We start from the raw sequence: 14,554 nt of genomic DNA, 5'->3' as shown, positions 1-14,554 counted from the left end.
CCTTTCGCAAGATAGAAGAATAAAAAAAGTGCTCATAGCACTTTTTTTATTCTAAATTATATACATTTTTAAATTCTTCTAAAAACTTTAACATAGATTCTTGCTCATTTATTATTGATTCAATTTTGTTTCCAAAAGTATTTTGTCCCCAGTTGACCTCATTATAATAATATCTATTAGCAAGCCTCCAATACCGTTGAGGAAATTGTAGGTATGCATATAGAACTTTATATTCACTATCTAAAAATGGTGAAACATCATTGTATGACTCTATTATCGCTTTAGCAAAATTTATATCCCAGTCTACTCTCTTTAAAACCTTTATCATAAAATTGGATATATCAAATGTTCTTACTTCTCTTTTGCAATAATCAAAATCAATTACATTGCAATCATTGTTTCCATCTAAAATTATATTGTGATAGGTAAAATCATGATGGCAAAAACTTTTTTCATTTTCTGCTATCTCACATAATTTCATATATTCTGATTCTTCTAAAGTTTTTAAAGCTTTTTTACCTATTTCTTTATAAAACTCCATTGATTTTAAATATAGTAAATCAAAATTATTTTTATTATTTTTCTTCCTTACCATATCCCTCATTTTATCAAAGGATTTTATCCTTTTATTCATAAGGTGAGTCCATCTACCTAAATCACTTTTTAGTTTAGAATTTTCTGGAGGGTCATATCCTTTTGATGCTTCATGCAGTCTAGCAAGAGTTCTTGCTGCTAATTTCACCTCTTCTATATTATGAAAATCACATTCTCTGCCATCTATCCATTCTGATAATGTATAAAGATCTTCATTAACTAGAGCGTATGGCTCTCCATCTATGTTTAAAAAATACTTATCTACCCCTTTAAACCCATTGTTTATCAGATGTTCCTTAGCTCCATAAACAAATAATAGCTTTTGAGGGCCATAATTTATCTTCTTTAAACATCTTTCTCCCTTATTAGTTTTTAAATAATATACTCCTTTATTTGCTTTTAAAACTTCAATTTTAACGTTAAATTGTCTTTCTATTTCAAATTCTCTCATCATAACTCTCACCCCCTTTATATTTATATGACTATATGTATTCTTTTATTAACATTTTATTCCTATCTTTAATATAATAAATTAAAAACAATATGAAAGGATTAAATCATGAAGATAGGCATAGATGGCAGAGCTGCAAAATGGTATAGAGGAACTGGAATTGGCACATATACTTATCAACTCATAAATAGTATAAACAAAGTTGATAAACTTAATGACTACTTAGTTTTTCTACCTGAAAACTCAGCTCTAGATTTAAGTGGCAATTTTAATGTTGAATCAGTTAAGGCCTCTTCGAATTCTAGTTTTTGGGATGAAGTTAGAATTCCTAATATTTTAGATGATACTAATATAGATATCTATCATGTCCCTCAGAATGGCGTTGGTCTTTCCACTAGTATAAATTGTCATAAAACCATTACTTTGCATGATATAATCCCATTGAGAATGCCAGAAACCGTTAGTGATCGTTATTTATATATATTTAACAACGAACTTCCTAAGATAATAAATAGTTGTGATGGTATTTTAACAGTTTCTGAATTTTCAAAGCAAGATATATCAAAAGAATTTAATTTTCCTAAGGATAAAATTTTTGTTACTCATCTTGCTGCTGAGGATATATATAGACCTTTGAATAAGCGTCAATGCAAAAAAATTATTGAAGACGAATATAGTATAGAAGATGATTTTATATTATATGTAGGTGGCTTTAGTCCTAGAAAAAATATAGTAGGTTTAATAGAATCATTTTCTCGTCTTCCTAAAAATGCAAAAAGAAATCTTAAGCTAGTTATAACAGGGAAAAAAGGTATTTCATATGATATTTATAAAAAACGTACTATAGATCTTAATATTGAAAATGATGTTATTTTTACAGATTTCATTCCTCTTGAGAAATTACCTATTTTTTATAATGCATGTGAATTATTAGCGTATCCATCATTTTACGAAGGATTTGGTTTACCTCCATTAGAGGCAATGGCTTGTGGTACTCCCGTAATAACTTCTAATGTGACATCACTTCCTGAGATCTGTTATGATTCCGCTTTATTAATTAATCCTTATAGTATAGATGAATTAACCTGTGCTATAGATAGAGTTTTAAATGACAATTCTCTTAGGTTAAATATGATTAGTCAAGGAATAATAAAAAGTTCTAATTACTCATGGAATATAACTGCTAAATCAACTCTAACAGCTTATGAAAAAATTATACAAAATTGATATAGGAAAAATAAAAGGACATCTATTTAATTAATAGTGATGTCCTTTTATTTATTTAGTAGAAATATTGATTCATTTCTACTATAAAATTTTCTATAAGGTCTTTTCTATAATTCTCGTTACTTATTTTATCATTCAGTCTATTTAGAAATACTTCATAATCCCATTTTTTTTGCTTATAATAGTAATCTCTGACTATTGTAACAAAATCTCTTGGAAAACTTATTATTGAATATATAAGTTTTATTTCTTGTTTGCTTAATTTTTCTATTGAATTATAAGAATCTAATACTAGTTTAAATTTACTAATATCATAATAACTATTTTTTATTACTCTTATAACATAATTAGCTACATCTACAGCTCTAGTATCTATTTTACAATAATCAAAATCTATTATCTTCACTCTATCCCCATCAATAATAAAATTATGGTGCGCTAAATCGTTATGACATAAAACTCTTTTATTAAAATCTTCAAGCATTGAATTATATTCACACATAGCTAAAAGTTCTATAGCCTTTTGTATTTGATATATATTATTATCAACGTTTTCTAAGAATATTTTATCGAATTCATCTTTATGTCTGAATCTTTTTACATATTCTTTAATATTATCCAAATCTTCTTTAGCTTTATTAAATTGATAGGGTAAGTATTCGCCTAAGTTTCCTTTTACTATATCTCCATTAAGCTTATTAAATATACCCTTTGATGCCTTATGCATATTTGCTATGCTTTTAGCACACATCTCAATTTCTATAGGATTAGTAAATGTAGCTTCTCTTCCTTCTATCATATCTAGCAATACATAAGTATTTTCCCTAAAATGATGAACTATTTTACCATCTTTATTTACATAATAACTAAGAACATCATTATATTCTTTATATATATAATTTAAAGCTTCATTTATAAATAATATTCTTTCTTCACTTGAATCTGTAAGCTTTAATATTTTCTTACCTTCATTTGTCAATAAAACAAAAACTTTTCTTAATGGTATTATATCTCCAATTTCTAGAGATAACTTTGCAAAAAATTCTTCACTTAAATCATACTTACATAATATATCTCTATCAATATATCTAAATTTATTCATCTTCAAACTCCCCCACTAAATTAATAAACATCTACTATCCATTTTTCTTGCCTTATATAGACTTTCTATAATTTCCTCTTCTTTTAAATTTAATTTTCCTAATATATATCTCTCCATAATCTTAAATTCTTCATTTGGATATGCACTTAATGACCTTAAATATTCCTTACTATCTTCTTCTAAATTTGATTTAGTAACATAAAAATTTATTATCTCTTCTATATCTATATTTGTGTCTTTCCTCTTTATTTTCTTTATATATGAATATATATCATGTTCCTTAATGTTATATGTTAAATATTTTATTGTTCCTATAAAAATTTTATTATCTCTAGATACAATTAAATTATTCTCATCAACTCTACCTAAACAAACTTCATAGTTTTTCATACTTCTCTCAATTAAACTTCTATAATTACTTGAGTATAAGTTGTTTAAGGCTTTTTTACCCTTATTTAATAGATATTCACCATTCTTTATTAAATAGAAATCAATTAAATTTAAGTGACTTTTATTTTCTATTTCTTTAAGATACCTCCCTAGTAAAATTATTTGAGAATTATAATTATTAATTTCTCTCCCAATAGATCCTCCGATTCTAGGTAATAAATTTTCTTTATAAGAATTAACTTTACTTTGAAATAGAACTATATTTTCAATTTGAGTAAATATACTTTCCCAATTCTTATCTATTGTTTTGCTTACTTTTTCATTTAATATATAAATCTCTCTTTCTTCTAAATATGATTTTAGTTCAAATTTTCCCATCTTATCACCTCTATCAAAAAAAGCTATCAACAAACTTTTCTCTATTATTCCTATCCCTTAGGTATTTATTAAGCTTATTAACTAAAAATTCTTCTCCCCAAGGCTGCTGTTCCCAATAGTATTGAAGTCCAATTTGCCAAAATCCCTGTGGAAATCTAATAAACCCTTTTATAAGTTCTAGTTCATCATCATATATTGAATGAGTTTTAGAGTAACTATCTAACACCAAGGTGGCTCTGGCATTACTCCAATTTCCATCTTTCATACTTCTAATTAGTAGTGATGATAAATCATGTATATGGGAATCTAATATGCAATAATCAAAATCTATTATATTTAAATTCCCACTTTTATCTATTAATACATTGTGATTAGCATAATCATGGTGACAAAATCCCCTTTTCATGACTTCCCTATCCATAACTTCTATATATTTATTTAATTTTAATTCCTCTATTGATTTCCTTCCCCTTTGTAATTCATCTTCTATAGCCTCTAGATATATTTCATCAAATATAGATCTATATGCTTTTTGATAAATCCTTTTTTTAAAATCTAATATTTCTTCACATCTTGTTTCAAAAACCTTTATCCATGAATACCAAGCTATTCTTGGCTTCATACTTCTACTAACTGTAAACCCCTCACTACATTTATGAAGTTCCCCTAATTTGGCTGCTGCCAACTCTAGTTCATGCAAGTTTTTATAATTACAATTTCTACAATCTATCCATTTATTTAAATATGCATAACAATTATCAAGCTTTATATATCCACAATTATCTTTAGTTTCTATAATTGTGGGGATCTTATTAAATCCACGTTTTTGTAAATGATTAATAGCTGAAAATATAAAATAAAAATGAGAAAATTGATATTTAATAACTTTAATACCATAATCCTCATCCTCAGTTCTAATCTTATAGCTATTTTTGATCTTTTCTATACTTAATATATTTAAAGAATACTTAGATTCAATTTCTTTCTTTATATATGAAATATCCATAGAATTCTCCTTAAGACTTATTCTATGTCATTATATGAAAATATATATTTTATTGTGTTTATTATCACAGAATTAAATTATTAATAATATTTTGTTATATAAATAAAAAATCCTAATATTTATAATATATAGGATAATTTTAGGAGGATTAGTATGAAAATATCTATAGATGCAAGAGGTATAAACTTATATAATGGTACTGGTATTGGTACTTATACCGAAAACCTTGTTATTGAACTTCTTAATATAGATAAACAAAATGAATACTCATTATTTTGGACAGGAACTGATTATGAAAGATTTAAAAAAGACAATAGCAAAATAATTTTCACCTCTAAAAAGCATGGTGGATTTTACGAAAATTATTATTTTCCTAATTTTATAAATAATAATAATATTGATATCCATCATATTCCACAAAACGGAATTGGCCTTTGTGATAATTATAAAAATAATTGTATAGTAACTATACATGATCTAATTCCATATATTTTACCAGATACAACGGGCAGGAGATATCTTGAAAGATTTTTAAAAAATATGCCTTCTATAATAGATACCGCCAAAGGAATTCTTACTGTTTCTGAATATTCTAAGAAGGATATTTTAAAATTTTTTAATCATATACCTGAAGAAAAGGTTTTTGTTACGCCTTTAGCTGCTAATTCAAATTTTAAACCTTTAGATAAAAACTACTGCAAAAATTATATTAAGGAAAAGTTTAATTTAAATACTCCTTATATATTATACATAGGTGGATTTAGTGTACGTAAAAACGCTAAAGAACTTATTTTAGCTTTTGATAAAATTTTTAAGGACCTTAAAGAGCCACATACATTGCTTTTAGCTGGATCTCTTAAAGATGAAGGTATGAAACTTGCTCAAATGGTAGAAAATTTACCTAATAAAAATAATATAATTTTTACTGGATTTATTGAAGACTCTCTTCTTCCGGTTTTATATAATGGAGCTGAAGCTTTTGTATATCCTTCTTTCTACGAAGGTTTTGGGCTTCCACCTTTAGAAGCTATGAGCTGCATGACTCCAGTCATAACCTCAAATGTCACCTCTATTCCTGAAGTTGCTGGAGATGCTTGTATATTAATAGATCCTTCTAGAAGGCAAGATCTAGAAGAATCCTTAGTAAATTTATTGAATAATAACAGTTTAAAAGAAACCTTATCAAAAAAGGGGTATGAAAGAAGTCTTAAATTTTCTTGGAGGGAAACAGCAATTAAAACTCTGTCTGCCTATGAGAAAATATATCAACTCTAATTATATAAATCGTATATTATATAATTAAATTTATTATAATTCTTTATTTTAGGAGCCCTTTCAACTATATTACTTAATATTAAGAAGGGGCTACTTCCTTCCAAAATTTTATTACTTTTATCTTCATACTTTATTCTTAAAGAATATAATGAACTAGGTACAAAATTATAATTTAATAACTCTTTAGATAATAACTCCTTATGAGTTGCTGAATAAGCAATAAAACTTTTGATAACTTCTTTATTATCATCAACTTTTAAAGCCACTAAATTTTCTCCACCTAAATCATAAAACCTATTTTCACCAATATTAAAGCTTGGAGGATTCTTACACTCCCACTCTCCATTTATTTCATTTGTATTTATATCTTTATAAAAATCTATAGAAGCTATTCTACAAATATAATTATTGTCATTTATAAAGTTATTATTATATACCTCATTTATAGTATCTTTGATTTCTGCTTCAGAATACTCTTTACTTTCTAAATCAACTAATTGCGCAGTTATTAAAAGATTTATATTATCTTTATCCTTGCTTGAAAAGATATTTATTTCTCCATTGCTTTTATTATATATATCTTTTCCTATACTTATTAACTCACTCCATGTGTTTATATCTTCTACTTTATACCCATAAGTCTTTAAAATATCACTTCTTAAAAATAAGCCTATAGGATTAGATGTAAATGGAACTGCATTATAATTTTTATTTATTATAACTTCTTGAAGTCTACTTTCATTAAAATTTTTACTGTAGGTTTCAATTATTTCTTTATTTTCTTCTTTAAAATTCAACTTATCCTTAATTTTATTTAATTCTATAAAATCTAAATAAACTATATTGGGTAAATCTTTAGAATCTGTATTTGAAATCTTTTCTAAATAATTTCCATCATTTATTTTAACAACTTGCACTTTAACCTTTTTATTGTTTTCTTCAAACTCTTTTGCAATAGAAGTAAAATATGAATAGTACTTCTCTTCTGACCATATAACTATATTTCCCTTTAACATTCCATTACTTGGTTTGGCAAAAAACATATTAATGGTTATTATAATAAATATAGCTATTAATAAATATATTATTAATTTCTTTCTTATTTTCATATCAATCACATCCTCATATATATAATAAAATTATACACTATCAAATAGCTTTATTGCATAAATTGTAGTAAATATCCAAACTTAACTAAATTATTGTTAAGAATTATATTATTAAATATATATAATATCAAATAATTTTGATTTTTCTATATTATTATACTATAATATTTAAACATATAGATTATTAGATAGGAGACTATTATGCATATAGATAGTTTAAATTATTTTTTTAAGGTTGCTAAATCAAAAAGTATTTCAACAGTAGCTAAAAATACTCATATATCACAATCTGCACTAAGTCAACAAATACTTAAACTAGAAGATAAATTAAATGTAAAATTATTAAATAGAAGTAATAAAGGTGTTACTCTAACTCCAGAAGGAGAAATTTTATTTAAATATTGCGAATCTATTCTTAGTTCTTATAATAAAATGCAAGAAGAATTATCTAATTCGATTCATAAAAAGACATTTATATCAATTGAAGCTGTTGAATCTATAAGCTTAACTATTTTGCCAGCTTTAGTTTCTAAGCTAAAAAAGGTATATAATTCATATACTATAAATCTTAATACTATAGATTGTTGTTCTAATTTAAATTTATTAAATAATATTTGTGATGTTTATATATGCTATAGAAAACCAGAACGTAATGATAGTATTGTTACAAAACAACTAGGAAATGATGAAATAGTTTTAGTTGCAGATAAAAACTTTCAAATCAATAGTATAAAAAAAGAGCAACTTTTTGAATTGCCCTTAATTTTAGCTTCAGATAAAAACTGCTTAAAACGTTTTTTATGTTCAGAATTAAATTGTGATGAAAATGATTTAGATAACTCAAACATTCTCTATAGAACTAATTCTTATTTTTCTGCACTAAATGGAGTTTTATCAACTAAAGCTGTTACATTTATACCAATGAGTATGTATAACAACTATTGTTCTACTACTAATATAAAAAGGATTAAAATAGAAGACTTTTCTCTATCAATTCCAATTTATATAAATTATTCTGAAGCCTTTTATAAAACTAATTCTGATTTTATAAAATCATTAAAAAATATGTTAAAAGGATACTTAGTTTAAGTATCCTTTTAATATGTTCTTAACAACAACCATTCCGCTATATCTCTTAAAATATACTTATATTCATTTTCTGGAAGCCTATCTATTCCTTTAAAACATTTCTTCATATACTTTTCTGCTAATTCCTTAGCGTTTTCTATTCCATTATTTTTCTTAACTAACTCTATTATTTTACTTACTTCTTCTTCGGTATAAAAATCCTTAGCCAGAATATTATCGAAAGCATTTTTATCTTTTTTGTAAGCATAAATTAATGGAAGTGTGTATATACCTTGTTTTAAATCATTTGCTGCAGACTTTTTAATACTTTCATCATTTCCTTCGTAATCTAATATATCATCTATTATTTGAAAAGCCATACCTAAATTATGCCCTATATTTCTAAGCTCTCTACTAATCTTTGTGTTTGCATTACATTCTGCTGCTCCCAGGTATAATGAAATTGAGAATAATTCAGCTGTTTTACCTGATATTCTGCTTAAATAATCTTTAACAGATAAATTCATTGAAAATCTAGAATTTAATTGATTTACTTCACCCATACATATTTTAGACATTGCTCTTGAATCAACTTTTATAGCTTGTAATGAAGCATTTGTTGCTAGGATTTTAAAGCATACGCAAAAAAGATAATCACCTATGTAAACGGCATAATCCTTTCCATATTTAGATTGAATAGTTTCTTGACCTCTTCTAAGTTTTGAATCATCTATTACATCATCATGTACTAATGTAGCCATATGTAACATTTCAATTACTGCAGCTGTTGGAATAGATTTTTCTCGATCATACTCTCCAAACTTTGATCCTATTAAAACAAAAGCTGGTCTCAATAACTTACCACCAGATTCTATTAGCTCTATTATCGAATTCTCAATTTTCTTGTCTTTGCATTTAACATTACTTTTCATAAGATTCAATACATCAACAAGTTCTTGCTTTATCTCTGGATACTTATTCCAAATTTTGTCCATTATAATCCACCTTCTTAGTGATAATCTAAATCATAAATTTAGTATTTTCACCTTGTTAATATATATGTTTCAATTAATAATTTAAATGATAAATATACTACAAGTATATTTATCTTTTTATATTATCTAAACATTGGTAACTTCCTTAAATGTGCTACTACATAGTTTGCAGTTATACCAATAAAAATCCCAGTAATAATTCCTACAGTTGATAATATAGGTAAATATAGCATAACTCCTATATTTTTGACTATTAAAGAAGCTATTAATAATTGCCCAACATTATGAAATATTGCTCCTGCCGAGCTTACACCTATGATACTAACCTTATCTTTAAATAAATCTTTTACAATAGTCATTGCACCAAAACTTAAAATTCCACCTGTTGCGCTATACATAAAAGATGATAAGTTACCACCGAACATTGTTGATAATGTAAGTCTTAAGAATAATACTAAAAAAGCATCTTTTTTGCTGTCTAACGTATATAAAGCAATAACAGTAATTAAATTCGCTAATCCTAATTTAGCACCTGGTGTTACAAATGGGACAGGAATCATTCGCTCAACAATATGTAAAACTAAGGCTTGAGCCACTAATAATCCTATATATACTATTTTATTAGTTTTTTTCATAGCTCCTCCTTAATAAGATAGTATAACATCATCTTCACTCGTTCCTTTTATTTGTATCATGACTTTATGAGGAAGACATACTAAACTTTGCCCAGGTTTCTCTATATAATCTGGATTCATGCATACCTTATCTGGGCAGTCTGCTTCTATTATACCTATTTTGTTATCCTTTATCTTTATAATATTTGTTCCTTCTTTAGTTTTTATTTCTATAGTTTTTTCACCCTTATTTTCTGATAAAGGTACTGTTTTATACAATTTTCCCGAAACTGTTATTTCTGCATATGTATTGTTAAACCCTTTTCCTACTGATGCTCCTAAAATAATTTCTGGTAAAAAGGATAATAACATTAATACTGCTATTATAACAAAATCTAGTTTTTTAAACATAAAATTATCATCTCCATTATAAATAATTGGATGAATTCACAATTTATATATACATATATATATAAGGTAGAGCAAAAACCCTACCTTATATAATTATTATGCAATATGGAAATTATATCCTACCTTAATTTCTATACATTTTTATAAGTTGGTTGCTTCTTTCCGTGCCAGAAATTATCCGCAAGCCTAGTAATCCATGGCATTATATAATAATCTAATCCAAATACTCTACCTGCACCACCCATTAATGCAATTGAGCCAAAGAAATACCAAAGTATATCCCAACCAGCCATAGCACATAAAATAAAGTTTACTACCATACCTGCTGAAACAGCACTAAATATAAATGTAAATAATCCTGCTATTAAACATAATCCCATTCCTATTTCCATTAATACAACAATTCTTTGGAACCATACAGCTACTTCTGGATTTGGCATCATTATTTGCATTATTGATGCATACCAGCCTGGAATTTCCTTAATAATTGGAGTAGCCCATTCTGTTGCTGCTTCTGCATTTGAAGCTCCTGTTGCTGCTGATGCACCTGATGTTGCATCTTGTAACCAAGTAAATGGCATCTTAACGTTACCTGCTTTAGTCCAACTATCAGCACCAATAGTTATTGCCTTAAAGAAATCCCTTATGCTATCAGCTTTCCACATAGCATCCCATGTGCCTTCACCTAATAGCTTCTTTATTCCTTCTATTAACCATAAGCATCCGATATATAATCTTAAAGGTACTAACCATAATCTATTTGCTTTAGATGATACATGACCTCTCATTACAGATCTTCTATCTTCCATTGTAAAGAATTCATGTTGTAAATAATTATATACAGCGTTAATATTATTTACTCCCCATAGGTAATACATATTAACAAAATGTTTCATTATCATTGCAAAGAATCCTGATAATTTCATTCCCATTAAGTTAGCAACGCAATATCTTCCACCAATTGAAACCATAAATCCATGGTACTTACCTTGGAATTTTTCCATTTCTTTATTTTCTATTGAAGCAATTATATTTTTAACTGCTGTATTAGCTGTTTGTTCTGCTGCTTCAACTATTTGTGGAGTACCCTTACCAGCTTCTTCTTCAAAATAAGCCATATCTCCAACAACAAATACGTCTTTCTTCCCTACAGCTTGCATATATTCATTAGTTTGTAATCTTCCTGCTCTAGCTGTTTCTAGTCCATATTCCTTAGCATCTTGGTTTGCTTGTATTCCACAAGTCCATATTAATGTTTTTGTCTTTATTTCTTTTCCACTCTTAAGTACTATTTTATCAGCAGCTACTTCTGTAATAGGAGAATTCTTTAATATCTCCATTCCATGCTTAGCCATATATCTTTCTGCTTTATCAGCTTGCTTTCTATCTAACATATTTAAGATAGTTCCCATAGCTTCAACAACTTTTAAAGTAACTTCACTTTCATCAACATTATGTTCTTTTGATAATTTAGTTTTCCACTCTAAAAGTTCTCCTGCCATTTCTATGCCAGTAAAACCTGATCCAGCTACTATAAAAGTAAGCATTTCCTTTCTTTTAGCTACATCTCTTTCTAAGCTTGCTTTAGCAAACATATCTTGTATATGCTTTCTTATTTTTAAAGCATCTTCAAATGACCATAAAGTAAATCCATTTTCTTTTACTCCTGGTACTCCAAAAAATGCTGGTTCACTACCAGTTCCAATTACTAAGTAGTCATATGAATATTCTCCACATTTAGTCTTTACTACCTTTTTATCTGTATCTACATTTTCTATAAGATCTGTAACTAAATTAACTTTTGATTTCCCAAAAATTTTAGATAGTTCAACTTGTACAGATTCAGGATGAACTCTCCCCCCAGCAACTTCATGTAATTCGGTCATTAAAGTATGGAATGGATTTTTATCTATTAATGTAATTTCCACATCGTTATTTTTCTTATATTTCTTTGCTAATTTCTTAGCAGCATGAACACCACCGTATCCAGCACCAAGAACAAGTATCTTATTTTTTGACATGTTACACCCTTCCCTTCATTATAAATAATTCTAAAATAGCATATTTAATTCTATACACTATTTTAATATATGTCTATATACATCGCATTATTTTTTTGTGGCTTTTTTAACAATTTTTTCTCTTTAAATAATCTGAAAATTCTTCTTCATCCCTTATAATATCATGTTTTTACTCTATTGTCTATTTTTTAACACGATAATTTTTACTTATACACCATAAGAAAATCGAATATCAAACTAAATTATTATTGTGTATAATAATTTAGTAGTTTAAAGTACTTATTTAATATTTAAATATGTTTAAGGGGGATTTTATTATGAAATCAAAAAGAATTTTAAGTTTAGTAGCTGTTGCTGCATTAGCTACTACAGTATTTGTTGGATGTGGAAGCAAAGATGCTGCTACTGATACAGCTAAGGAAACTGGATTAAAAGCTGGTACATACAAAGCTGAATCAGAAAAAGATGAAAGAGGTTATGTTGCATCTATAGAAATCGAAGTTAAAGATGGAAAAATAGCTACAGTTAAATATGATGAAAAAGGTGATAAAGGCAGTAAGTTAGACGATGCTGACTACAACACTAACATGAAAGCTAAGAGTGGTACTAATCCAATCGAAGTTTATCCTAAATTAGAAGCTGCTTTAGTTGAAAAGCAAGATGCTTCTAAAATTGATGTAATAACTGGTGCTACTCACTCAGTTGATTCATTCAAAGCTTTAGCTGAAAAAGCTTTAGAAGGTGCTAAATAACATCACCTATAAAAGGATTTTAGGTTTTTTAGCCTAAAGTCCTTTTTATTTATAACTTTTTTACCTATAATAGATATTGACATATTATTTAGGAGGATTATATTATATGAAAAAACATTTTAAGATTCTTACTTCTTCCCTTTTGTTAATTTTTTTTCTCAGTATTTTGACTGGTTGTTCAAAAGATAACAAAGTAACTGAACCTATTTCTAGGACTGAATTAATGATGGGAACAGTAGTAAGTGTCTCCCTTTATGATAGCAGTGATGAGAAAATATTAGATAAAGTATTTGATAAAGTAAAAGAATTAGAAAATAATTTAAGCATAAACGAAAATGGTACATTAGTAGATAAGATTAATGAATCTGCTGGAGTTCAACCAGTAAAAGTCGATGATGATACATATAAAGTTATAAAACAAGGAATAGAATATTCCAAGATATCTAATGGGTTCTTTGATATTACCATAGGTCCTTTAGTTAAGCTTTGGAGTATCGGACTACCAGAAGCTAAAGTTCCTACTCAAGATGAAATTAATTCAAAGTTACCTCTAATAGGATTTAATGATGTTGAGTTTAACGATGATGATAAGACAGTATTTTTAAAGAGAAATGGCATGATGCTAGATCTTGGAGGAGTTGCAAAAGGATTTACTGCTGATGTTATATCTGACATCCTTACAAATGAAGGAGTTAAAAGTGCTATAATTGATTTAGGTGGAAATATTTTTGCTCATGGTGAAAAAGTTAATGGTGGTAATTGGAATATAGGAATTCAAAATCCTTTCTCTGATCGTGGGGATATAGTTGGAACTATTACTGTAAAAAACAAATCCATAGTTACATCTGGAATATATGAAAGATATATTGAAAAGGACGGTATTAAATATCATCATATTCTAAATCCTAAAACAGGTTATCCTTATGATAATGAAGTTGCCGGATTAACTATAATAAGTGATACATCTACCGATGGTGACGGATTTTCTACATCAGTCTTCTCAATGGGTGTTGAAAAGGGCATCGAATTTGTTCATAATCTAGATGGTATAGATGCTATCTTTGTAACAAAAGATAATAAAGTTTATATAACCGATGGAATAAGAGATATTTTTAAATTAACAAATACAGATTTTACTTTAGCCAATTAATTTAAAAGGAG

14 protein-coding genes are annotated in these 14,554 nt (G+C 27.0%); 5 read left to right on the top strand and 9 right to left on the bottom strand.

Going from position 1 to position 14,554, the window contains the following annotated elements; all coding sequences use genetic code 11:
• Positions 1-46: 46 nt before the first annotated feature.
• Positions 47-1,048 (bottom strand): CotS family spore coat protein, encoded by a 1,002-nt coding sequence (locus AAT22_RS03000; protein WP_016208786.1) that lies wholly within the window; start codon positions 1,046-1,048, stop codon positions 47-49.
• 105 nt (positions 1,049-1,153) lie between these two features.
• Here AAT22_RS03000 and AAT22_RS02995 point away from each other — a divergent pair, with 105 nt between their 5' ends.
• Positions 1,154-2,272, top strand: coding sequence for a glycosyltransferase family 1 protein (locus AAT22_RS02995; RefSeq protein ID WP_047000210.1), 1,119 nt, complete (start codon positions 1,154-1,156; stop codon positions 2,270-2,272).
• 55 nt (positions 2,273-2,327) lie between these two features.
• On the opposite strand, the gene AAT22_RS02990 is transcribed toward AAT22_RS02995, so the two are convergent.
• From AAT22_RS02990 to AAT22_RS02980, 3 genes are read right to left on the bottom strand one after another with little or no spacing between them, the layout of a single operon-like run.
• Positions 2,328-3,374 carry a CotS family spore coat protein gene (locus AAT22_RS02990; protein ID WP_047000209.1) on the bottom strand — a complete coding sequence of 349 codons (1,047 nt, stop codon included), beginning with the start codon at positions 3,372-3,374 and terminating at the stop codon, positions 2,328-2,330.
• Between the two features lie 15 nt (positions 3,375-3,389).
• Complete coding sequence (locus AAT22_RS02985) at positions 3,390-4,142, bottom strand: hypothetical protein (protein ID WP_040437093.1); 753 nt, start codon at positions 4,140-4,142, stop codon at positions 3,390-3,392.
• 13 nt (positions 4,143-4,155) lie between these two features.
• Positions 4,156-5,148, bottom strand: a complete 993-nt coding sequence (locus AAT22_RS02980; protein ID WP_047000208.1) for a CotS family spore coat protein — start codon at positions 5,146-5,148, stop codon at positions 4,156-4,158.
• Positions 5,149-5,301: 153 nt separating this feature from the next.
• Between AAT22_RS02980 and AAT22_RS02975 the strand changes: the two genes are divergently transcribed.
• Positions 5,302-6,423 carry a glycosyltransferase family 1 protein gene (locus tag AAT22_RS02975; protein ID WP_016208791.1) on the top strand — a complete coding sequence of 374 codons (1,122 nt, stop codon included), beginning with the start codon at positions 5,302-5,304 and terminating at the stop codon, positions 6,421-6,423.
• Here the strand turns inward: AAT22_RS02975 and AAT22_RS02970 are convergent.
• On the bottom strand, positions 6,420-7,532 hold the full coding sequence (locus AAT22_RS02970; protein WP_047000207.1) for an ABC transporter substrate-binding protein: 1,113 nt from the start codon (positions 7,530-7,532) through the stop codon (positions 6,420-6,422). The two genes, AAT22_RS02975 and AAT22_RS02970, sit on opposite strands and share 4 nt — an antisense overlap.
• A 201-nt stretch (positions 7,533-7,733) precedes the next feature.
• On the opposite strand from AAT22_RS02970, the gene AAT22_RS02965 reads away from it, so the two are divergent.
• Positions 7,734-8,621, top strand: coding sequence for a LysR family transcriptional regulator (locus AAT22_RS02965; RefSeq protein ID WP_016208793.1), 888 nt, complete (start codon positions 7,734-7,736; stop codon positions 8,619-8,621).
• Between the two features lie 8 nt (positions 8,622-8,629).
• Here the strand turns inward: AAT22_RS02965 and AAT22_RS02960 are convergent, their stop codons facing one another.
• The 4 genes from AAT22_RS02960 to AAT22_RS02945 form a co-directional block, all read right to left on the bottom strand.
• Positions 8,630-9,595, bottom strand: a complete 966-nt coding sequence (locus AAT22_RS02960) for a polyprenyl synthetase family protein (protein ID WP_047000206.1) — start codon at positions 9,593-9,595, stop codon at positions 8,630-8,632.
• Positions 9,596-9,717: 122 nt separating this feature from the next.
• The gene (locus AAT22_RS02955) at positions 9,718-10,230 is read right to left on the bottom strand and encodes a Gx transporter family protein (protein ID WP_016208795.1); all 513 of its coding nucleotides are present in this window, start codon (positions 10,228-10,230) and stop codon (positions 9,718-9,720) included.
• Positions 10,231-10,239: 9 nt separating this feature from the next.
• On the bottom strand, positions 10,240-10,620 hold the full coding sequence (locus AAT22_RS02950; RefSeq protein ID WP_047000205.1) for a NusG domain II-containing protein: 381 nt from the start codon (positions 10,618-10,620) through the stop codon (positions 10,240-10,242).
• A 131-nt stretch (positions 10,621-10,751) separates the two neighbouring features.
• Entirely contained in the window at positions 10,752-12,641 is a 1,890-nt protein-coding gene (locus AAT22_RS02945; RefSeq protein WP_047000204.1) for an FAD-dependent oxidoreductase, read from the bottom strand.
• Positions 12,642-12,958: 317 nt separating this feature from the next.
• On the opposite strand from AAT22_RS02945, the gene AAT22_RS02940 reads away from it, so the two are divergent.
• Positions 12,959-13,393, top strand: a complete 435-nt coding sequence (locus AAT22_RS02940; RefSeq protein WP_047000203.1) for an FMN-binding protein — start codon at positions 12,959-12,961, stop codon at positions 13,391-13,393.
• A gap of 106 nt (positions 13,394-13,499) precedes the next feature.
• On the top strand, positions 13,500-14,543 hold the full coding sequence (locus AAT22_RS02935) for an FAD:protein FMN transferase (protein ID WP_016208799.1): 1,044 nt from the start codon (positions 13,500-13,502) through the stop codon (positions 14,541-14,543).
• The last annotated feature ends 11 nt before the right edge of the window (positions 14,544-14,554 follow it).

The sequence above is a fragment of the Clostridium sp. C8 genome (assembly GCF_001010885.1).
Taxonomy (GTDB): Bacteria; Bacillota; Clostridia; order Clostridiales; family Clostridiaceae; genus Clostridium; species Clostridium sartagoforme.
This window is presented reverse-complemented; position numbering and strand designations above follow the sequence as displayed.